The sequence below is a fragment of the Paenibacillus bouchesdurhonensis genome, assembly GCF_900155685.1.
GTDB lineage: Bacteria > Bacillota > Bacilli > Paenibacillales > Paenibacillaceae > Fontibacillus > Fontibacillus bouchesdurhonensis.
In genome coordinates, this window is sequence record NZ_LT732548.1 from 3,533,332 (window position 1) to 3,555,293 (window position 21,962).

Below are 21,962 nucleotides of genomic sequence, written 5' to 3' on the forward strand. Positions count from 1 at the left end.
CCCCTAATCCTGTTTTACTTGCGAGTCCCATCCAGCCTGCAGCTTCGCCAGCAGCACCCGGCCAATCTCCTCTAACGGGCCCGGCTGGCAAAGATCCTTATGCCGACAAGCGATGTCATGCCTTTCGATCTGCCCTCCGATATAAGGAGCCCACATCTCCGGCTCGATCGGATCAAACCAGTCCGGAATAATCGTCGAATGAAAAAACAGAAGGTTTCCCTCAAATTTTTCAGGGACGAAGACGCTGAGCAGACGCACCGAGTTTTCATACGTATTTTTTAGATTTAAAATAATTTCTTCATCCAGGCTTGCCAGGGCGCTGCCATCACTGCGCAAAATCTCGATCGCCCGGGCAATATTCAGCGGACCGTCCTTGATTGAATCGGGATCATAGCCGCCTAAGGCGAGCAGCGCGATCAAAGCCTCATCCTCACTGGCTTCGCCGCGCAGCGGCAAATAGTGGCTTGGAAATGCATCCAGCATCGCTAAAAATGCCACTTCCTCACCCTCGCGCTGCAGCTGCACTGCCATGGCTTGGGCGACGTTCCCCCCGAATGACCAGCCTAGCAGCCGGTAAGGGCCCTTCGGCTGAACCGAGCGAATTTGGGCTAAATAATCCGCCGTCATTTCCTCCAGCGTTCTTGGATACTGCTCTGCCTCCGCTATGCCTCGTGCCTGCAGGCCATAGATCGGGTAGTCCATGCCGAGATGCTTCATGAGACCTGCATAGCACCAGCTCAGCCCCCCTGCAGGATGAACGCAAAACAGCGGAATTTCCCCGCCCTCGGCGCGGAGCGGAAGCAGCACCTGCAGTGCGCTTCCTCCCTGATCCGAGTATAGCTTCTCGGCAAGCCCCGCTACAGTCGGAGCCTCGAAGAGCAAGCCGATACCCAGTTCTCTCCCCATCGTTTCGCGAACCCGGCTCATTAAACGTACAGCCAGCAGCGAATGGCCGCCAAGCTCGAAAAATCCATCATCGATGCCGACGCGCGGCAGGCCAAGCACCTCAGCGAACAAATCGCACAGCACCTCCTCCTGAGGGGTTCGCGGGCCCCGGCCGTCCGCCAGCAGGCTGAACTCAGGCGCTGGCAGCGCCTTGCGATCCAGCTTGCCGTTCGGTGTAAGCGGAAGCAAATCGAGTTGAATGAATGCCGACGGCACCATATACTCCGGCAGAAGAGAAGCTGCGTGACGGCGCAATTCGGCCGGGATGATATCGGCCGAGCAGCCTGCCGCCACAATATAGGCTGCAAGGCGACTGTCCCCCGGCTGATCCTCCCGGGCGATGACAGCAACCTGCTCCACACCAGGATAGCTGGACAACACCGCCTCGATCTCTCCCAGCTCGATGCGAAAGCCTCGAATTTTGACCTGCTGATCGCTCCGTCCCAAATAATCGAGCATACCGTCTGGCAGCCGTCTCGCAAGATCCCCGGTGCGATACATCCGGGAACCTGGAGGGCCGTACGGATCTGCGACAAAACGATCCGCCGTTAAATCAGGCCGTCCCCAGTAGCCTTGTGCCAACCCCTCGCCCGCCACGTACATCTCTCCGATAACGCCGGGAGGCACTGGCTGCAAGGAGGAATCCAGCACGTAGACTCGTAGATCGGGGATCGGGCAGCCAATCAGACTGCTTCCACCCTGGGAAATACGATCGTTGTTCAATTCAAGATAACTGACATGAACAGTCGTCTCCGTGATTCCGTACATATTGATCAGCTTCGGTGCTTGATCGGAATGACGCTCATACCAATCCTTCAGACGGCCAAGCTCAAGCGCCTCGCCTCCGAAAATCACATAACGCAGAGCCAAAGCCTGCCCTAACTCGACATTGTCCCGATCCGCCTGCATGAGGCCATAAAATGCTGACGGCGTCTGATTAAGCACCGTAACATGCTCCTGCACCAGCAATTGTAGAAATTGCGCAGGCGATCTGCTGATTTCATGCGGCACGACAACAAGCCGCCCGCCATGAAGCAGCGCTCCCCAGATTTCCCATACAGAGAAATCAAAGGCATAAGAATGGAACAGCGTCCATACATCTTCCGCCCCGAATTGGAACCGGCCATCCGTAGCGCTAAATAACCGGAGAACATTACCGTGCGGTATAACCACGCCCTTTGGCTTGCCTGTCGAACCGGAAGTATATATCATATATGCCGGGCTTAACGGGGTTAAGATGCCTTTCCTTTCCTCCTTGCGCGGATTTAGCGCAGAGCTGGCACGCACGCGTTCCTCCAAATCTGGATCGTCAAGCACAATCTTCGGAACCCGCAGCGTACCCGGCATTCGATCGGCCGCCTGCGTGTTAGTAATCATATAAACCGGATTCGCATCCTCGACCATCCACTCCAGCCTGTCAGCCGGATAATCCGGATCAAGCGGAAGATAGGCCGCCCCAGCCTTCAATACCGCCAGCAGCCCTACGACGAGCTCCAGGGAGCGCGGCAGCGCAAGGGCCACCATCTGCCCTGTGCTTACTCCGCCATCGATAAGCAAATGTGCTAGTCGGTTCGCTTCGGCGTTCAATTGCTCATAGCTTAGCGCCCGGCCTTCGCATACGGCTGCCACCGCCTCCGCATATGTTGCCGCCTTGGTTTCAAATAGCGCAATTAGGCTTGTATCAGCCGCTTCTGGATCTATGCCTTGGCTTGCTTCACTGATCGTTTGCCGCGATCCTGCTGCCTCCATCAAGAAGGCTTGGCGCTCAGCCGGCGTCAAAATATCCACACTGCCCATAGCCTGTTCCGGCTCCTGCGCCAGCGCCTCAAGCATCTGCGCATAGCGATAGGCAAAAGCTTCTACGGTTTGCGGTTCATATAAATCCTTGCTGTACTCCAGCAAACCGCTCAGCCCATGAGGTGCCCCATTTGAGCCTCGCCGTTCAGTAAGCTCAACCGTAAGATCAAACTTCGCCGTTCCTGAACTTACCAGCTCCAGCGACGCAGCCGCATTCGGGAGCCTAAGCGGCGCTTCCGGCGCATTCTGCAAAACGAGCATAATTTGAAACAATGGATGCCTAGCTCGTGAGCGTACCGGATTCAACACCTCCACCAGTCGTTCGAAGGGCAGATCCTGATGCTCATACGCAGCAAGATCCGTATCCCTGGTTCGGGCAATCAATTCGGTAAAGCTGGGATTTCCCGATGTGTCGGTTCGCAGCACTAGTGTATTGATGAACATGCCGACAATTCCGCTAAGCGCATCATCATTACGCCCAGCAATCGGGCTGCCTATCGGTATGTCATTCCCTGCACCAAGTCGGGTAAGCAATGCTGCCAATGCGGCATGGAGCACCATAAACAGGCTCGCTTTGTTGTCCCTCGCCACCTTCAGCAGCCGAGCATGCAGCTCTTCGCCGATTTCAAATGAAACGGCCCCCCCTGCGTAGCTGGAGGAGGACGGTCTAGGGTGATCGGTCGGCAGCTCCAATTGATCCGGCAGTTGATTCAGTGCGGTCTTCCAGAATTCAAGCTGACGCGCATAGAGACTGCCGGAATCGTTCTCAGCGCCAAGCAGCTGCACTTGCCAAAGCACATAGTCCGCATACTGCACGGGCAGCGGAGACCATGATGGATGCTCACCTAAGCACCGGGCATGATAAGCAGCAGACAGATCACGGCTGAGTGGCGTCAGCGACCAGCCGTCGCCCGCAATATGATGAATCAACATGAGCAGCGCGTACTTTTGCGGCCCAAGAACAAACAGCTCCGCCCGGAATGAAGGCTCCTTCGATAGTTCAAAGCTATAGCTAACGCTCTCGGCGATTCTCTCCTGCAGCTCATCCTCGCTCGTCTCCGTCACAAGAAGCCGCGGCCTAGCATGCTCCGCATCCAAAATCAATTGCTGCGGCAGGCCCATTACATCGGGAAAAACGGTTCGCAAGGATTCATGCCTCTCCACCACATCGGCAAGCGCGTTCTCCAAGGCCTCAATGTTCAGCTCGCCGGCAATCCGGGCCACCCAAGGCATGTTATAGGTCGGATTCGGCCCTTCCATCCGGTAGAGGAACCACAAGCGCTGCTGGGCAAATGAGAGCGGCAGTTGTGCCGGGCGCCCGTCCCTGCGAATCGGTGGTCTGGCATGCTGGGCATGATCCAGATGCTTGATCAATCCGGCTACGGTTGGCGTCTCGAATAAATGGCGAATACCGATTTCCGCGCCAAACACGTCACGAATCCGGGACGTCAAGCGGCCGGCAAGCAGCGAATGGCCCCCCAGTTCAAAAAAGTCTTCATCAATGCCAATCCGGGCAAGGCCGAGCACCTCCGCAAACAATTGGCACAACAGCTCTTCCTGAGGTGATCGCGCCTCGCGTCCGTCTGCTGGAGTAAGACCTGCCGGCTCCGGCAGTACCTTGTGATCGATCTTCCGATTCGGCGTCAGGGGCATTTCGCCGAGCTCGACGAATGCCGATGGAATCATGTAATCAGGCAAATGCTCAGCAGCATAGCGGCGAAGCTCGGCTGAGTCCAAAGAACCAGGGAGATCAAGCACCATATAGGCGACCAGCCGCTTCTCTCCCGGCCGATCCTCCCGAGCCATTACCGTGACCTGCTCAACAGCAGGATGCCGGGAGAACACGGAAATAATTTCACCGAGCTCGATGCGGAAGCCCCTGATTTTGATCTGATGATCCGCCCGCCCGATGTAATCCAACGAACCGTCGGCCAGCCAGCGTACAAGATCACCAGTGCGGTACATCCGTGAGCCAGGCGCTCCATACGGATTGGCCACGAAACGCTCCGCTGTCATCCCCGGCCGACCCAAATATCCGCGAGCCAGACCGGCCCCGGCGATATAAAGCTCGCCCGGGACGCCAGGCGGAACAGGCGCCAGCGCGTTATCCAGCACATAGAGCTGCGTATTTTGCACCGGCCTGCCGATCGTTGGCTTAGCTCCTTCTTCCCCCAGCCTTCCAGCAGTGGAATAAATCGTCGTCTCTGTTGGGCCGTATTGATTGTTCACCTGACAGCCCAGCGCGTGCAAACCGAGCTTTAGCCCCTCAGGAAGCGCCTCGCCTCCCGAAATAACCGATAAGCCCTCAAATGGCTCCGGCCTGCTGGACACGAGCTCCTGAAATAAAGTCGGCGTAGCCTGCAGCAGCGTAATCCTCCACTCCCTGAGCCGTTGGGCGAGTGCAGAGGGATCGAGAATCGTCTCCTTCAAGGCGATATCCATGCAAGCCCCCGTCGTCAGCGGCAAATAGACCTCGAGCACCGATATATCAAAAGCGATCGTTGTGACGGACAGCATTCGATCTTGTTCGCTTAACGGGAACCGCACTCGCATATCCTCAATCAGGTTTGACAGGCTTCCATTGGTGACCATGACCCCTTTCGGCTGGCCCGTCGACCCCGACGTATATAAAATATAAGCGGGATGAAGCGACGATAGCCGCTCTGTGCGTCCATCATTATTCGGATTATGAACCGGGTATTCCCGCAGCTTGACCCCATTCCCTGGTGCATCGACAATAAGCCCGGGCTCTGCGAAGAAATCGCCCAACTGCAAGCGGCTCGCCTGGTCAGTAAGAATGAGGCTCGGCTGAGCATCAGCCAGCATATAAGCGATCCGCTCTTTCGGATAATCCGGATCTAACGGCAAATATGCCGCTCCCGCCTTGTGCACCGCTAAAATCGCTGCCACCATCCAAGCTGAGCGTGATAAAGCCAAAGCCACGATGTGGTCGGGGCCGATCCCCTGCGCTATAAGAAAATGGGCCAACTGATTCGCCTGTGCATTCAAGGCCGCATAGCTAAGCGAAGCATCCTCGCAAACAACAGCGACAGCATTTGGTGTCGCTGCCGCCTGCTGCTCGAATAGCTCAGCGGGGCTAATGCTGCACACTTCTTGCGCCGTTTGATTCCAGTCCGCCAATACTTGCTGTCGCTCCGCTGCCAGCAGCCAATCGATTTCCATAATCGGACGCTGGAGATCTGACACCGCAAATTGCTCCAACAGCTGAAGAAAGCGCCGCTGATGGTTCGCGAGTTCGCCCGGAACGTAAATGCCCGGGTTGCCGTCGAAATCAATCCGCAAGCCGCCATCCCCAGATCGATGGCGCACATGAATCAGCAGATCATCGACTGGGCCTGCGGATAAATTGTGGACGGTGCCGCGGGCTCCAGCGAAATTTAGGTCATCGTCAAAAGGCATAATGTTTAAGATCGGGCCAAACAGCCTTTGCTGCTCGCCAAGTAGCTTGAGCTCGCGCCGCAAATCCTGATGCCGATATTTCTGGTGCCGCCTAGCCGCTCTCAGTTCCTGCGACACCTGCGATATTAGCTCCAGCGCGCTCATTTGCTGGTGTACCGTCAAGCGGAGCGGTACTAAATTCATAACCATCCCTGGCACCCGCATCGATGCAGACCCCAGGCGGCACATCATGGGCATACCGAGGATAATATCCGTAGCGCCTGTAGCCCGGTGCATATATATAGCCATCGCAGCGGTAACCAGCTCCGGCCAGCCCGCTCCCGCAGACTCCGCTGCCGTACGCAATGCATTCATATCGCTTGGAGCAAGCTGCGCTGATTGACGCAGGAAGCTGCTTGCTGTTCGCTGCACCCTGTCGCCAAGACCGGCGACATCGGGCTGATCAGCAAAGCGCGAGAGCCAAAATTTGCGATCCTGCTCCGCTTGGCGGGAATCGCGGTACTCCTCCTCCTCGGTGAGCACTTCCTGCCAGGTGCCGAAGCTTCGGCCCACTGCCTCATCCCGCGCCAAGGCGGAGTAAATTTGAGATACCCTTCGGGCCAGCAGCGAGAAACCAAATCCATCAATAGCAATGTGGTGGATCTTCTGATACCAGAAGAAGCGCTCTGGTGAGATTTGCAGCACAGCCTGCCGGAACAGCGGCCCCTGCCTCAAATCCATCGGTACATTCATATCCTCCTTCATCCAAGCTTCTGCAGCGGCCCGCGGCTGCTCCTCCCTGCTCACGTCCAAGACGAACAGACTCCAATCATCCGCTGGAGCTTCCGCCGTCCTCTGCCACGGCCCATCCTGATCCTCTCCAAAGCGAAGCTGCAGTGCCTCTGCCTCCATAACTGTTTGTCTCAAGGCCTGCTCAAAAAGCTCCAGCCGGAGCTCCCCGTGGATTTCAATATATTCACCCGTATTATATATAGGATTGCCTGGGTCTAGCTGCTGGGCGAACCATATTCCCGATTGCGCCCCCGTTAACGGAAAGCGAACCTCTGTATGGACAAGCATCCCTACACCCCTTTCCTCACCAAAAAATAGTCCACATTAGGAATCGATGGGCCCATGCGTGCGGATAGAAGCAGCCACCACGCCTCCAGCGTCGGCCGCTCCGCCAGCTCCGCGAAAGTGATCTCAAGTCCGCAGCGGCTAAACTTTTCAGCCAGACTCATTATACGGATTGAATCCAATCCCCAAAGGGCGACTAAGTCATCCTGCGCACCGATTGCTTCGGCCTCTTCTTGCAATATGCGGGCTACCTGCTTCCGCAGCTGTTCTATTGATAATGGCCCTGACGCCTCCGCAGAGAACTGAACGCTCTCTTCATTCGCCGAAAGGATTGGCTGCTCCGAGGAGGATGCCTCGTTCAGCTCAGTTATAAGGCGGTGCGTAGTGAGCGTCACCGCACAGCGTTCTGCGGCATAGGTCAATGCCATCCTATGCTTTTCAAGCGAGAAGTCTGCGACCGCATCGGCAACGAAGAAGGGCTGGATGTCCTGCATGAATGCTTCGCAGGAGGTCAGCAGACAGCCAATATGGGCATAAATACCGCATACAATAAGCTGATCTCGTCCATGCCCTTGGATAAACTGCAGCAGATCCGTTTTTTGAAACGCGCTGTATCGCCATTTGGTCATGAGTAAATCCTGCTTGCCCGGAGCGACTTCAAATGCAATTTGCGATTGGAACGGCTCCGCTCCAATTCCCGGCCCCCAAAAATCCTGCAAAAGCCCCCGTTCCTCAGGGCTCTGTCCCCCGAGCTGTGCCGAATAGACGACTGGAATGCCCAGCATCTCGCATTCGCTCCGCAGCCGGGAAATATTAGAGAAGAGCTCCACAACAGGTGATTCCTCGGTATTGTAAGCCTTCAGGAAATAGTTCTGCATATCATGAATAAGCAGCACGGCCCGCTGCGGGTCAGGCCGCCAAGCGACCTTATTAGCAGGCAACTCTGCCTCGACAGGCATGGAATAAGGTGATATTGAAGGAATACCCATGTTAATCATCCTTTCGACGGTTATTTATGAAACACCGAAATTATACTGATCCAGAAGCGCTTCTGTCCGATGGAATATCCGTATATTAGCGCTGCTTTACGGCGATAAGCCCGCGCAGCGCTTTTTTGCTGACTTTGCCAACCTTGGTCTTTGGAAAGGAATCTATGAATTCAACACGATCAGGAATTTTGAAAGAAGCTAAGCCCCTTCCTCGCAAGAAGGACTTGACCTGTGCTCCGGACAACATTAAGTTTGAGGTTGGCTTCGGGATGACAAAAGCGCAGGTGCGTTCTCCCAAATAATCGTCTGCCATCGCCACGACAGCGGCATCATGTATCCCTGGATGGGCGAGAAGGTGGTTTTCCACCTCTTCGGCAGCAACCTTTTCTCCCCCACGGTTGATTTGATCCTTATCGCGCCCCTCCACAATGAGATTGCCGACTGAATCGATCCGTACAAGATCACCCGTACGATAAAATCCATCGCTAGTGAAAGCTTTAGCATTGTGCTCTTCCGCCTTGTAGTAGCCGCGAATCGTATACGGCCCGCGTGTAAGCAGATGGCCGACTTCCCCGGGCTGCACCTCGACATCCTCATCATCGACAACGCGAATTTCATCCCACGGCGACATCGGCCGCCCCTGAGTAGACACGATAATCTCATCCGGATCATCCAGCCTCGTATAATTGACAAGTCCCTCTGCCATTCCGAATACTTGTTGCAACTGACAGCCCAGCGTCGATCTCACGCGCGCGGCCGCCTCGGCACTGAACTTAGCGCCCCCGACCTGCAATAACTGGAGATGTGGAAACTCCGGCTGCAGCCTTTCTGCCGCATCCAGCCATATTAGTGCCAATGGCGGTACTAAAGCGGTAATCGTTACCCGTTCGCGAACCATGAGAGGGAAGGCCTCATCTGGACTCGCCCCCCGCGCAAGCACGACGCGGCCGCCAGCATATAACGTCCCCAGCACCCCCGGGGAGCTAAGCGGGTAATTGTGCGCTGCAGGCAGCGCGGTAAAATAGACGCTGTTTTCATCAAGTCTGCAAATTTCCGCACTGAGGCGCAGCGAGTAAATATAATCGTCATGCGTGCGTGGAATTAGCTTCGGCAGTCCTGTCGTTCCTCCTGACAATTGGAGAAAAGCAACATCTTCCGAACTCGGCCCCTCAAGCCTGCTCCCATCTTCCTTGTCGTCCGCTTGACGCTTGACTTGTCGAGCCTTAGATCCGTCCGGCTCATTTAAAGCAACTCCTTCTCCCCTCTCGCGCACGGCATTCGCTTCATTGCCTTCCTGGGGCATCAAGTACAGTTCCCCTAAAGCAGTGAACTCCCCCGGTTCACCGGTGACGAGAACATAGCGCAGGGAAGGAACCTCCCGGATCACTTCTCTTGCCAACTCACGATAGTCGAAGCCTGCATCTTGATCTGCTATAATATAAGCTTTCGCCTCCGAAAACTCGGATATATAGGAGATTTCATTCCTTCGATGCAAGGGTAAAGCGAATACTGGCAATGCGCCAATCCGAAACAATGCAAAAATCACTTCAAAAAATTCCGCAATGTTAGGCAGTTGGACAACTACTCGATCCCGCTGCTGAATTCCAATGCTTAGCAGCCCTTCTGCTAAACGATCAGCCCGGGCATCCAGCTCAGCATAACTGATACGGCGTTCTCCGCTGACAATGGCTATCCGCTCGCCATGCGCCTTCGCGCGTTTACGCAGAAGCTCTCCAAAGGTCTCACCGCTCCAGCAGCCCTCCTTGCGATACTTCTCGGCAAACGCTTCAGGCCATGCAGAACATCCTGCAAGCATCAGTATCCCTCCTTCACACCGTCGGCTACATGCCGGTCATTTATTCCCATCGCTAGAAGCAAGGTACGGAACTTCGCCGCTGTCTCGGCCAGCTCAGCTTCAGGCGTGGAATCTGCGACAACACCTGCGCCTGCGTATAAACGAAGACTCTTTCCTGCCACTTCAGCACAGCGTATCGTAACAATCCACTCCCCATCCCCTTTCGCATCGCACCAGCCAACCATGCCCGTGAAATAGCCGCGCTCAAACGGCTCTAGCTCATGAATGAGCTTCTGTGCCAGCCTCGTGGGCGTACCGCAAATGGCAGGCGTCGGATGCAGTGCTAGCGCCAGATCAAGCACCGTAGCCGTCGAATCGGCTAGCTCTCCATAAATGTCCGTAGACAGATGCCACATCGTCTCGGTTTGCACCAGCGACGGCTCTCCTGGAACAGCCAAGCTTTTGCAATAAGGCCGCAGTGCAGCTTCAACCGCGTCCACAACAAGCTTATGTTCAAAGATATCCTTGGCCGAGGCAAGCAGTGCGGCTGCCCTCCTCTCATCCTCAATGGGATCGTCGCTGCGTGGAGCTGAGCCTGCGAGCGGATTGGCCCGGATGCTGCGGCCCGTCCTGGTGATAAGCAGCTCCGGACTGGCTCCAATCAACGTCCGGACTTCTGCTCCCCCAGTGTCCGGCAAAGCATCGTCGGCCTTCTTTCGACCTGCTGCTTCTGCTATCGCATGGCCCAAATTTACAGCAAACGTATAGCCTTGCTCATTGTGCTCAGCCAGATTCCGGAGCAGTTGATGAATGTCTACCGGCTCGGCAGAGGTTAACCCCAGTGTTCGGGACAGCACGATTTTCTGCAGCGTACCCCCATCCATTCGATTTAATGCCTCTTGCACAGTCTTCTTATAATGCTCAGGTTCCGGATGCATGCTGAGTTTATACTGAGGCTCAAGATAACCGGAAGATGGAGTGCTTCCGCGCTTCGCTTCTACTAATTGTGGCTGTCCTTTACTCTCCTTCACGGCTTGGCTTCGTTCATCACGCTTGAAGCTTAGAGGCCCTGCCCATTGGGTAGACAAAGGAACAACGAGCTCGGCAGGCCTCGTCAAATCAAAAGGAATTGCTCCGACGACAATTGGTTCGCCGCTGAAGCGGCTGGCAGCTTTAAGAAGCTCTTTAACGCGTCCGGACAGAACTTCCGGAGACCCCTCCCCCGCCTCCGTCCACACTCTCGCCCACTCGCCTTTGGCGAGCAGGGTACGTCTTGGTGAGGATAAAAAGAAACACAATTCCGATTCATATTCATCGAGAAGTTGTGCCGCCGTTTCTGCATATACAGCTCCATGGTTTACCATTTCTTTCAACATCCCCTTTCAAGTGGTTAGCCCCCTAAGGTCGCCCCTCCATCTATGCATAGATCAAGCATCGTGATATGCCGTGCCTTATCGGACGCAAGGAACATAACTGCATCGGCAATATCCGACGGCTCGGCGATCCTCCCGAGCGGTATTCCAAGGCGGAACGCCTCCGAGGTGCCGGCGATGACCGATTGCGGCCCGTCGGGATCGTTCCACAGCTTCCGCTGCATCGCCGTATCGGTTGATCCCGGCGACACGATATTGCAGCGGATATGGTTCGATGCCTGCTCCAGTCCCAGGCATTTAGTGAACATGGCCGCCGCTGCCTTGGAGGCACAGTAGGCGGACATATGCATGCGCGGCACCGCCCCCGCATTGGAGCCGACGGTCACAATCGAGCCGGATTGGCGCAGTGCCATGCGCTTCACGACAGAGCGGGACACATGAAACACCCCATTTGCATTTACCGCAAATACAGCTGCCCAATCCTCGTCGCGAAGCTCTTCAACGCTTGCGATTCTCAGTATTCCGGCCACATTAACGAGGATTTCAATAGGGCCAAGCATCTGCTCTATCCGCCCCACCACAGCCTCAACTGCCCGGCTGTCTGCAACATCGACTGCGAACGCCGCAGCTTGGCTGCCCCGGGTAAGCAGCTCGTTGGTCAGGCTAGCGACAGCTTCCCCGTTCAAATCTACGGCGGCTACGATAGCTCCGGCTTCTGCCAACGCTCTGACTACAGCTTCGCCGATCCCTTGGGCAGCTCCGGTCACCAATGCAACCTTGCCTTTGATCCCTGCGTGTTCCACTCTGCGATTCCTCCCTTCTTCTCTATACAAACAAAGCTCAGCGCCGAAAGGAGAGAGAGTGAGCGACTACTGCTTCGCCGTACTTGTTTGCTTCGTTTCCTGCTATCACACCGTCGCCCACTCCAATTTTCAGTTTTCAACTCTCTTCCCCCACACTTGCTGCCGGCTGCCATTCTCACGAATGAAAAGCAAACTGAAGGGCTCGGCTGACTAAGGCCGGCAGCACCGTCACATGCCCCTCGCCTTCAAATTCCTTAAAGCTGGCTGAGATTCCGGAGCTTGAAAACATCGCCAGACGTTCGGCTAGCCTTCTCGCATTTTTACTGTTCTGAGAAATATGATTTTGCTCCAATTCGCCTGCGCCTAGCAATATTTTCGCATTTAAAACTTCCTGCTGCAGGCGGTTTACGAACATCTCTTCGGCTTCAGCGATAATCGATTTATTCCAATGGAACGAAGGGCTGCCGGCGATATAGCAGGTGAAGGCCTCCGACCTTGTAAACAGCGTATACAAGGTAAAAAGCCCTCCTAGCGAATGACCAAACAGGGTCTGTTTCCCCCGGTCGATGTTGTATTTCCCTTCGATCTCCGGCTTCAGCTCTTCCTCGATAAAATGCAAAAAGGCTGCCGCTCCCCCCTGCTTCGGCAGGGGAGTTCCGTCGGGCCTGAAGCGGTAGTCGAGGCTTGTTGCCGGCGTGTAGTCGTAATAACGCTCCGCCGGAAATAAGTCCAATGTATCGTAACCAATGCCCACAATCACTGCGGGAAATACCCCCGTATTATGGGGGCAGCTCCCTTGCAATCGCGCGGTTTCCGCCATTGTGCCAAACACGGAATTTGCATCCAGCACATAAAATACCGGATACCCTGAAAGCGGAGGCGGCACGGATGGCGTGCTTACCATAATCCGGTACTTGCGGCTTTCCACGCGAGAATGCATAAGCCATTCTGCTGCATGGGGAATGACCATTTGCTTTCCGTCAGCCATTTCCTATTGATCCACCTTTGTTCCGTTATTCAGTCATTAGCTTGACTGTATCATCGATGATTTTCTCATAAGCGATCAAGCCGCTCCCAAGCCAGTATTCATCGCTTACTTCGTGCACATTCCCTTGCTGTACGGCAGGGATGCTCTTCCAAATGGTGCTTTCCGTCATTTCCTTCATGCGTTCTGTACCTTGTCCATAAGCATTGATGACGAAAATATAATCCGCATCCAGCTCCGGCAATATTTCCAGTGATAAATTCAAGCTGTTCTCATTCTCCGTCAGCTTGGTCATTTCGATGCCTAGATGCTGGTTCACGACTAAGCCACAAAAATAATTGCCCCCCATCAAGCTCACGCCCTTGGCGGCGAAACGGACAATGGCTACTTTTTTGCCAGGTGCGTTTTTCTCAATGGCTGCTTTGGCTTCATCAACCTTCTGATGATAGGACTCTATTGCTTGCTTGGCCTCCTCGGTCTTCCCTAAGAGCTTCCCCAATGTCTCGATAGACTTCTCAACATCACCCGCTGCGTTGTTGAACACATAGGTCGGTGCGATCTTAGAATAGTTCTCATATACCCCATCGCCGGCATAGTTGGCCGTATGCAGAATAATCAGGTCAGGTTCGTACGAGAAAAGCACCTCGGAAGACGGCGCCCCGCCCGAGAAATCAAGCTTCGGCACATCCTGCAGCTCCCCTTGCAAATAATCATGGCCGAGATTTCCGTTCGACCACTGCGCTACCGGCTTGACCCCCAGCTTGAGCAGAGAATCTTCCAAATAGGGCGCAAATATGCGCTGCGGCTGATCCGGAACCTGAATCTCATGGCCGAGTTCATCCTTGAATGTCCGCTCGCTCTTTGCGGTTTCCTGAGCATTCTCCCCGGATGCGGCTGGCTCCGTCGATGCCAGATTTGTTGCTGGCGGCTCGGATGGATTGTTCGCGGAGTCCGTACCACACGCAGTAAGCACACCTCCCGTAAGCGCGATGCACAGCAATAAATAATGTGGTTTAAATCTTTCTCCTATCCTCTTAATAACTTCCAACATGGTTGCCCCTCTCTTTTTGATAATGATTATCATTGAGAACGATTATAGATCATGTTCCCTGGGTAGCACCATGGACAGTATCCTGCAAACCTTTTGGACATTTTCCTGTGAACATAAGTACCGCTTCATCCAGCATCCGGTTTATAGCCACTGCTGAATATTCAAACCAGGGGTCGGACGGGATCGGGTGCACTTGACCGTTCTTTACGGCCTGCAATTGCCTCCATTCCTTGGAGTGCTGCAGAGATAGCCAGTAAGTTCGGGATGCCGTCTCAGCACATACGACCACCAGCAGCCGATCTGGATTGATTTCCGCAAGTTGTTCGAGGGTAAGCTCCATATGGTCGAATAAGCGGATGGGGCAGGCAGGCTGCACTTGCAAATCTTCATATAGAACATCCCCAATCCCGCGATTCCAGTAAGTATGAATGCGGTCTCCATAAATCCGCAGCACCATAATTTTGTCGTTGCCAAGCGCCCTTTCAAGCTCTGTTCTCGCTGCTCTGACTTTCTGTTCATGCTGCTTGATCCACTGCTCTGCTCTCTCCTCTAGCTCTAAAAAACGGGCAAGCGCGCGCAACTGCTCTCTCCATCCACAGTGCTCTGTCGCAACGAAGAAGGTTGCCGCTATACTGGCCAGTCTGCCCTGCTCGCTTCTCCCGAGTTGCTCTGATCCAATAATCGCATCCGGGCGAAGTCCAGCCAGCTTCTCCAGATTTGCCTCGAATGCATGGGGATTATAAGGATCCATCAGTTGCAGATGAGATGTGATCTTCATTCGATAATCGTTATAATAGTAAGCCGTCCATTTTGGATCTAACGGGGCTGCCGTCGGAATAATATCCAGGGCAAGCAATAAACCGGCAATCTCTGGGGAACATGCAGCAATCCGCCGCTTCGCTTGCCTGATATAATCGGTAGGCGACATGCCCACCTCTTTTTTAAATTTGCGGCTAAAATAAAATTCATCGCTATACCCCACCATTAAGGCAATATCCCGCAGCCGCAGCTGCTCCCCCGCTGATAATAAATAGCGCTTGGCCTGGTTGATGCGAAGCTCGGATAAATACTTCATAGCACTCTTTCCGAAATTTTTCTTGAATAGATCACCAAAATACTTTGGACTGATATTCGCCATTTCAGCCAACTGTGCAATTGAAAGCGGCTCATGAAAGTGCTCCTCCATGTAATGCTTTATTTCCGACAACTCTTTCTTCGCATTCTGCTCATCCCCGGTGGAGAATGAATCCGTTGTATATAAATGATCTGGAAGCATGAAATTTCCCTCCTAAATATAAAAGGAATCATCCATATTTTTAATTGAAAATGATTCTCAATATCATATATTCTACCCAAACTCTGCCAATAGAAGCAATAGCTACTACTGCTCCTATGATGATTCTTAAACGAATACAAAGAAAAATCCATTCACCTTAGTTTTGCAAGAAGCATCGAGACCATATTATGGTCTGCAGCTCAGCAACAACTTTTAGGTAAATGGATAGATGATCTGACGTTATAGAATCGATATTTTCTTCACCATTTTATAATCTCCTGGCACGGCGGTGAACCCTAAATCATCTCGATTGATTTTCAACATCGGAATATTGAGAGAATCATTATTTGTACGTAAATATGCAATATTCAACTGTAAAGCGAGCTCTATGCTTTTGAGTTTCAATGCCATCCCTAGGCCTTGTCCTCTATACGCTCTTCTTACTCCGGTGTATTCGTGATACATGCTCTGTGTTGTTTCGCGGAACAGCAAGTGGGCTACTCCCACATACTTATCCTGATCCAACGCAATAAATACATACTCCGGTTTGGAGCCGGGCAAATCAAGCGTCCACTTCTTCCATTCATGAAAATCAAAGTAATCTCCCGTGAAGCCCGGGATGTCGAACGAGGTTTCTTTATATAATTCGTACAGCTTGTTCTCTTTGTCTGGATCCCCGAGTTCCGAAAACGGAACAATGGACAAAGGAACAGGGCTAGTATGGAGTAATGCTCTGTCAAAGCTTGTCAGTTTCAAGACGGATTCGAAGGTATGTCTTTCAATCTCATACCCCTGTTTTTTCGCGAATGCAAGGGAATGCTCCTCGTCATCGCTTACTTCATAATTCAACTTGCTGGCTCCATGGGCTTGTGCCCATTTCTCCAGGGTGCTGTAAAGCTGCCGGCCTATCCCCTGATTGCGGCTATTCGGATCCACGACCAAGCTGTGATTGAGTTCGCCCTCTGCTGTCCAGGGCGCTCTCCACGAAATTCCATATCCTAGGATGCTACCTTGAACATCAACAGCTACTATCCGGTACCGATCAAAGCCCGCCAACCATCCGCGCTCATTCTTATGGAGCATGCCTTTGGCTGGTATTTTTGCATCCTCATCTGCTAATATTTCCGCGCTGGTCTCTTCGGATAACATGCTGTTTAATAGTTTTGCAATTTGAGCGTAGTCATCGGGAGTTCGAATTTCGCGAATGGAAAATTTCATGGATACACTCCTTAAGATTTAACAATTCGTATTTAAATTCTAACTTCATATTAACGGAGCTCATCATACTGGAAAAGGGATTGATCATATATATTCATTTTTTCCAAATTTATAATTTCAACTTCCTTGCAAAGCTTCGATTACTTGGTTTCCGAATTGTTTAATATCCTGTAAATAATCATATCCATCCGGATTGCTTAATGCATTATACATTCGTACGGCAACGGCTCTATATTCAGGTATTACGAGGCAGGCACAACCGGTAATCCCAAGAACCTGGAATGCTCCTGACGGTGCATAATGACCTATTTGATTTAAGGATGTTTCGCTTTGCAGCCACCAAATAAACCCATGCCTAGGCAAATGCGACGGTAATGCTGCAGGCGTCTGCTGGCTGGTTATTCGATTAAAAACAGATTTCGGAAAAACTTGCTTGCCGCGTATTTTACCTTGATTAAGATGCATGTTTCCCCATGCTGCTAATTCTCGGGCGCTGACAAAGAGATTGCTCTGATCCCCTGCCGGACTATTATTGGGCCCAACCCAGTTATCCTCGACCTCGTAGTAATTGTAAATCAAAGGCTCCTGATACTTCGTTCGCCATCCAGTCTCTTTCAGTCCCATCGGCTCAAACACTTCGTCTATCATAAGCTCAGCCAGCGATTTTCCCGTCACATTCTCCACCATTTCCGTAAGAAGCGCTACGCCCACATTATTATAAGCCCAGTCCCTGCCGGGTAAAAAGGCTCGGATCAGCTTCCCTTCATCGCTCTCTAATCCGTGCGTATGCGTTAAGCAATGGCGGATGGACACTCCAGTCAAGCCTTCGGGAGGCGTATGTAAATAATCGCTGATTTCATCGTCGATTCGCTGTAGCAGCCCCTTCTCGACAAGCAAGCTTATCGCAAAAGCAAGGTATGTTTTCCTTACAGAAGCAACGTTAAATTGGGACGCAGCACCCACTTTTCGAGAAAAGCCGGATTCACTATGTCTCCCCGAATACCACTCGTTGACTACGCGGTCATCCTGGATTACGTAGGCTGCAGCAGCCGTGCATTGAATCTGCTTCTGAATGCCCAGTACATAAGAATTCAATGGATTAAAAGATGAGTTCATTATTCTACCCCTAACTAAAAGATGCTGCTTTCAGCTAAACTCCTTTTCGAGCCTCGAAGGTGATCATGTGCTCTGCGTGCTCAGGTGCCGCGCCGTATTCATAATTTCCCGATATAACGATTTCGCTGAAACCCGCCTTTTCGAGCATCATTCTGAACTCATGTACGCCATACCATCTCAAAGGAAAACGTTGGAGCTCTGATTGGATCAGATGGCCATCCTTCCACTTTTCGTACTTCAAGAGAGATACGGTTCTCTGCTCGATTAAGTTAACCTCAATTCGTTTCTCTTCCAGTGTAATAGTTTCTTCATTCTCGGTTTCCCATAGGCGCGTCTTCACGGTGTTTATTTCAAAATCCGTCTCCAAAAAAATATCGGCTATAAACATGCCTCCAGCCCCTAAATGGTCATAGTAGCATTTCAGCGCATTTTCAATATCGGCTCTTGACTCGATTAATTGTAAAGATCCCCCTGGTATAATAAGCGCTTCATATTCATCTTCTAAATTAAACTGACGCATATCGCCTTCGAACAATCGAGGCCGGAGCCCTCGCTCTCCACATTTCCTCCGGCATGCTTCCAGCATAAAAAGCGAGTTGTCGATCCCTTCGACTTTAAGCCCTGACGACAGCAGCGGAATCAAGACTCGTCCCGAGCCGCAGGCTATTTCTAGTATTTTCCCCTGAATTTCTTGCAATCTCTCTGCATAGTATTCAATATCGCCAAATGAATATCCAACAGGCTTACTTAGCTCGTATACCTCTGTGCATAGTTCTCCATAAGAGTTAAGCATATCCTCGCTCCCATCTATTATTTGCTTTAAACATTCTCTGCTTCGTTCTCCCGCCAAAAAAACATTACATAGCCACCCGGGTCTTTTTCAGCGTTTCCTCGCAGGGCATGCCCCAACCCGCAGATTGGTCTTATCTCAGGCTAAGGCATGTTCTAGTTTGAGCTTCTTCTATTATATAGAAAAGTTACTTAATAAGCGTTAGCTGAGTGCGTTTTTTAAGGCTTTTCCGGTTTTTTCGTTCTGCACGAAGCCGATTGTTTTCACGAGATATGCTCAGCAGTAATCCCACAGCAGCCATATTCGTAAGCAGCGCGGACCCGCCGTAACTAATAAATGGAAGCGGGACGCCCGTAACTGGCAATATACCGACTGCCGCCCCGACATTGAGGGCAAATTGAACAAAAATCATAGTGACTATTCCCATGCCCGTAATCAATCCGAACAAATCTTGGCTCTTTATGGCGATGAGAAATCCCCGCGACAGCAACCCAAAGAACAGATTGATAAACAAGAAGGAGCCGATAAAACCAAATTCCTCGCCGATAATGGCAAAAATAAAATCAGTATGCGCTTCGGGCAAATAAAGCAGCTTTTGTACGCTCCCACCTAACCCAGTGCCCGTAAATCCGCCATGGCCAAGGGCTGTTAGCGACTGTACAACTTGATAACCTGAATCCGTTGGATCAACCAACGGATTTAAAAACGACGTAAGCCGCTGAATACGATAACTTTTACTGATGGCCATATATGCAAGAATAGGGAGAACCCCTAAACCAATCCATAAAACATGGCGGAGATTAGCTCCTCCAACGATTATACAAGCCAGCGTAATGATGCAGAGAATAGACATCGTGCCGAAGTCCGGCTGCAGCATAACCAAAACGAGGATTAAACCGGATACGACCAGGATCGGCAGCAGTCCCTTTTTAAAGTCCCTGATTCGCTCCCCCTTATTGCTAATGAGCGCCGCTAAATAGAGGATTAAGGACAGCTTCGTCCACTCGGATGGCTGCAAGCTCACCCCGCCTAGCATGATCCATCTTTTGGCGCCATTGATAGAAACGCCGACAATCAGCACCAGAATCAGCAATATGAGTGAAAGAAGCAGCAGGATTGGCGCGATATTTTTCCACCGTTTAAAAGGAACTCCCATCATAAACAGCATCAGGAATAGACCGGCCGCGGCAAACCATCCTTGCTTGAATATGTAAAACAATGCATTCTGATGCTTATAAGTTGCCATTGTGAAACTAGAACTAAACACCATAACGAGCCCGATCCCTACAAGTAAAATCGTTAGAATAAGCAGAATAAAATCCGGCCTGCCTCTTGGACTGATATTCGTCAAAGATAATCCCCTCGTCCTTTAATAATCGTGTTATTCAGCCGCTGCCGAATTTGAGGATAAGAGCACCTCCATATAATCCTGCAAATGACTTTGGTCGACGGTAATGACGGATGCGCCTTTGATCTTCTCCTCACGCAGCATGTCCAGCGGCGGAAGCTGGTAGGAATGTATGGAATCCTGTTTGATTTGGTAACACAACCCGGCTAGCTTAAGCATCGTTCTTGAATCCATATTCGTCTCCACATAAGGAGCAATTTGATTTAATATCTGGGGCAAATTCATTAAAGTTGCGACATTTTTCATTTTCTTGGCAACAGCCTTCAAGAACTCGCGTTGGCGTTCTGTTCGCGCATAGTCCGAAAGAGCGTCATTGCGGAATCTGACGTATTGCAGCGCCTTGTTTCCGTCGAGATGCTGCATCCCTTCCTTCAAATCAATCTGGTAGTGCGGATTATCCGCCGTATCGGTATACTTCATATCCTTCTCAACATAGAAGTCTACCCCGCCAATGGCGTCAATCAGCTTAATGAAGCTTTCGAAGTCTATGAAAACATAATTATGAATAGGGATTCCAAGTAAATCTCCTACGACTTTGCTCGCCAGTTCCGGCCCTTCCTTTCCGCCAAAAGCAAGCGCGGTATTAATGCGGTTCATTCCGCGCCCTGGGATCTCGACATAGGTGTCCCGCAGGATCGAGAACAAGTGAACCGTCTTCCTTACAGGATCGATCGAAGCGACCATGATCGTATCTGAACGTCCAGGATCCTCGTCCAGCCTCCCGTCACCGCCAAGCAGCAGGATATTTAATTGCTCTTCCCCTTCCCATTCCGGAAGGCTATATGCTTCTGGCTGCTGTTCCTCCCCGGCCGTTTGTTCATGCTTCTTCTGAATTTGTTGTCCAAAATGAATGAAAGAATAAGCGTAATAGCTTATGCCTATCAATAATAGAATTGCCAGGGGGAAGCCCAGCTTCCATCCCCAACCCCTTCTTCTTTTCCGAGACTTGTCTGCTCTAATCATGACTATGAATCCTCCAAACTTAAAAATACCGCGAACGCACCATCATTTTATCCTGCAAAGGAGCAGAAAGGGTTATGAATAAGTTAAGAACTGGAGTTGAATTACCACTTTACAAGAAGGAGCGATAAATCATGTTGAAACGCGGAAAAATATTGTATCTCTTTACGAAAGTGAATTAGCCGACGGCTGAATGCTGAGCAGTTGTATTGGCTGGCTTTCCAAAATGAAGAGAAGCCCTTCGCCATATGGCGAAGGGCTTCTCTGTGCTAGTTAAACTATAACGCAACTACGATTTTCATTATTTAGAGTTGTCAAGACTTAACCTGATCATGTCCCTGCATTGAATTCCGTTCTCAAATATGGCTTGATCGTAATGTCTAATGAAATAATCGCGATCCACCCCAGTAATCCTGAATCCGCATTTCTGATATAACCCCAACTGGCTCAAACTCGAGTTTCCGGTGCCGATTTCAACGGTGACTGCTTGCTGTTTTTTGGCTTTGTCGATCGCGCTTAGTACTAGCCTCTTGCCGATTCCTTTGCCCTGATATTCTTCACGTACAGCAATATTCACGATCTCCATCGTCCCTGGACGTGTTCGCATTAGTACAAACACACCGACGGCTTCACGTTCGCTCACGGCAACATAACATTGTCCCCTGCGCAAATACTCATTTACATTCTCCTTGGAAGGATCGGCCAGAAATAATAAGTCGTATGGGGCATCCTGCATATTTTCAAGTAAATCAATCGAAATCATCATGCATAAAAATCTCCCTTTATTCACTTCTAGCTTCTTTCGCTGATTTTATTGTACTTGATCCGAATATCTAAATCCTCCCTTTATCAAAATCCGTATCTTTTCTTTCGAAACGTCGATTTCAAAATAGAACTTTCCAAAAAGTCTGATTTTTAAGGAAAGATAACGGTTTTGTGAACCTTTATTACCGATTAAAAATGCTATTATCTTAATTGTA

General features: G+C 51.4%; 14 protein-coding genes. All 14 read right to left on the minus strand.

From position 1 onward, the window contains the following. Positions 1-3 precede the first annotated feature (3 nt). The 14 genes from CZ379_RS19945 to CZ379_RS20010 all read right to left on the minus strand — a co-directional run bounded on the left by CZ379_RS19945 (position 4) and on the right by CZ379_RS20010 (position 21,748). Complete coding sequence (locus CZ379_RS19945) at positions 4-7,221, minus strand: amino acid adenylation domain-containing protein (RefSeq protein WP_110933222.1); 7,218 nt, start codon at positions 7,219-7,221, stop codon at positions 4-6. A gap of 2 nt (positions 7,222-7,223) precedes the next feature. After that, the gene (locus CZ379_RS19950; protein WP_110933223.1) at positions 7,224-8,207 is read right to left on the minus strand and encodes an isochorismatase family protein; all 984 of its coding nucleotides are present in this window, start codon (positions 8,205-8,207) and stop codon (positions 7,224-7,226) included. A gap of 85 nt (positions 8,208-8,292) precedes the next feature. After that, entirely contained in the window at positions 8,293-10,023 is a 1,731-nt protein-coding gene (locus CZ379_RS19955) for a (2,3-dihydroxybenzoyl)adenylate synthase (RefSeq protein WP_110933224.1), read from the minus strand. Beyond that, positions 10,023-11,366 (minus strand): isochorismate synthase DhbC, encoded by a 1,344-nt coding sequence (gene dhbC, locus CZ379_RS19960; protein WP_110934474.1) that lies wholly within the window; start codon positions 11,364-11,366, stop codon positions 10,023-10,025. Before dhbC ends, CZ379_RS19955 begins: the two co-directional genes overlap by 1 nt. 26 nt (positions 11,367-11,392) lie before the next feature. Next, entirely contained in the window at positions 11,393-12,178 is a 786-nt protein-coding gene (locus tag CZ379_RS19965; RefSeq protein ID WP_110933225.1) for a 2,3-dihydro-2,3-dihydroxybenzoate dehydrogenase, read from the minus strand. A gap of 175 nt (positions 12,179-12,353) precedes the next feature. Further along, the gene (locus CZ379_RS19970; protein ID WP_110933226.1) at positions 12,354-13,166 is read right to left on the minus strand and encodes an alpha/beta hydrolase; all 813 of its coding nucleotides are present in this window, start codon (positions 13,164-13,166) and stop codon (positions 12,354-12,356) included. Positions 13,167-13,191: 25 nt separating this feature from the next. Next, positions 13,192-14,214 carry an ABC transporter substrate-binding protein gene (locus CZ379_RS19975; protein WP_110933227.1) on the minus strand — a complete coding sequence of 341 codons (1,023 nt, stop codon included), beginning with the start codon at positions 14,212-14,214 and terminating at the stop codon, positions 13,192-13,194. A gap of 49 nt (positions 14,215-14,263) precedes the next feature. Then, positions 14,264-15,490 (minus strand): ABC transporter substrate-binding protein, encoded by a 1,227-nt coding sequence (locus CZ379_RS19980; protein ID WP_110933228.1) that lies wholly within the window; start codon positions 15,488-15,490, stop codon positions 14,264-14,266. A gap of 240 nt (positions 15,491-15,730) precedes the next feature. Continuing rightward, on the minus strand, positions 15,731-16,708 hold the full coding sequence (locus CZ379_RS19985; protein WP_110933229.1) for a GNAT family N-acetyltransferase: 978 nt from the start codon (positions 16,706-16,708) through the stop codon (positions 15,731-15,733). A gap of 117 nt (positions 16,709-16,825) precedes the next feature. Continuing rightward, positions 16,826-17,824 carry a serine hydrolase domain-containing protein gene (locus CZ379_RS19990; RefSeq protein ID WP_110933230.1) on the minus strand — a complete coding sequence of 333 codons (999 nt, stop codon included), beginning with the start codon at positions 17,822-17,824 and terminating at the stop codon, positions 16,826-16,828. A gap of 34 nt (positions 17,825-17,858) precedes the next feature. Then, positions 17,859-18,617, minus strand: coding sequence for a class I SAM-dependent methyltransferase (locus CZ379_RS19995; protein WP_110933231.1), 759 nt, complete (start codon positions 18,615-18,617; stop codon positions 17,859-17,861). Between the two features lie 184 nt (positions 18,618-18,801). Then, positions 18,802-19,965 carry a putative lipid II flippase FtsW gene (gene ftsW, locus CZ379_RS20000; RefSeq protein WP_199925694.1) on the minus strand — a complete coding sequence of 388 codons (1,164 nt, stop codon included), beginning with the start codon at positions 19,963-19,965 and terminating at the stop codon, positions 18,802-18,804. A gap of 30 nt (positions 19,966-19,995) precedes the next feature. Then, positions 19,996-20,985 (minus strand): LCP family protein, encoded by a 990-nt coding sequence (locus tag CZ379_RS20005; protein ID WP_110933232.1) that lies wholly within the window; start codon positions 20,983-20,985, stop codon positions 19,996-19,998. 298 nt (positions 20,986-21,283) lie between these two features. Continuing rightward, complete coding sequence (locus tag CZ379_RS20010; protein ID WP_110933233.1) at positions 21,284-21,748, minus strand: GNAT family N-acetyltransferase; 465 nt, start codon at positions 21,746-21,748, stop codon at positions 21,284-21,286. Positions 21,749-21,962: the final 214 nt, after the last annotated feature.

Bases quoted from the DNA above. Each gene is read 5' to 3' on its own strand.
- CZ379_RS19980 (WP_110933228.1), bottom strand. From the start codon at position 15,490: ATGCTTCCAGATCATTTATATACAACGGATTCATTCTCCACCGGGGAT.
- CZ379_RS19990 (WP_110933230.1), bottom strand. From the start codon at position 17,824: ATGAACTCATCTTTTAATCCATTGAATTCTTATGTACTGGGCATTCAG.
- CZ379_RS19945 (WP_110933222.1), bottom strand. From the start codon at position 7,221: ATGCTTGTCCATACAGAGGTTCGCTTTCCGTTAACGGGGGCGCAATCG.
- CZ379_RS19995 (WP_110933231.1), bottom strand. From the start codon at position 18,617: ATGCTTAACTCTTATGGAGAACTATGCACAGAGGTATACGAGCTAAGT.
- CZ379_RS19950 (WP_110933223.1), bottom strand. From the start codon at position 8,207: ATGGGTATTCCTTCAATATCACCTTATTCCATGCCTGTCGAGGCAGAG.
- CZ379_RS19985 (WP_110933229.1), bottom strand. From the start codon at position 16,708: ATGAAATTTTCCATTCGCGAAATTCGAACTCCCGATGACTACGCTCAA.
- CZ379_RS19970 (WP_110933226.1), bottom strand. From the start codon at position 13,166: ATGGCTGACGGAAAGCAAATGGTCATTCCCCATGCAGCAGAATGGCTT.
- CZ379_RS19975 (WP_110933227.1), bottom strand. From the start codon at position 14,214: ATGTTGGAAGTTATTAAGAGGATAGGAGAAAGATTTAAACCACATTAT.
- CZ379_RS19955 (WP_110933224.1), bottom strand. From the start codon at position 10,023: ATGCTTGCAGGATGTTCTGCATGGCCTGAAGCGTTTGCCGAGAAGTAT.
- CZ379_RS20005 (WP_110933232.1), bottom strand. From the start codon at position 20,985: ATGATTAGAGCAGACAAGTCTCGGAAAAGAAGAAGGGGTTGGGGATGG.
- dhbC (WP_110934474.1), bottom strand. From the start codon at position 11,366: ATGGTAAACCATGGAGCTGTATATGCAGAAACGGCGGCACAACTTCTC.
- CZ379_RS20010 (WP_110933233.1), bottom strand. From the start codon at position 21,748: ATGATGATTTCGATTGATTTACTTGAAAATATGCAGGATGCCCCATAC.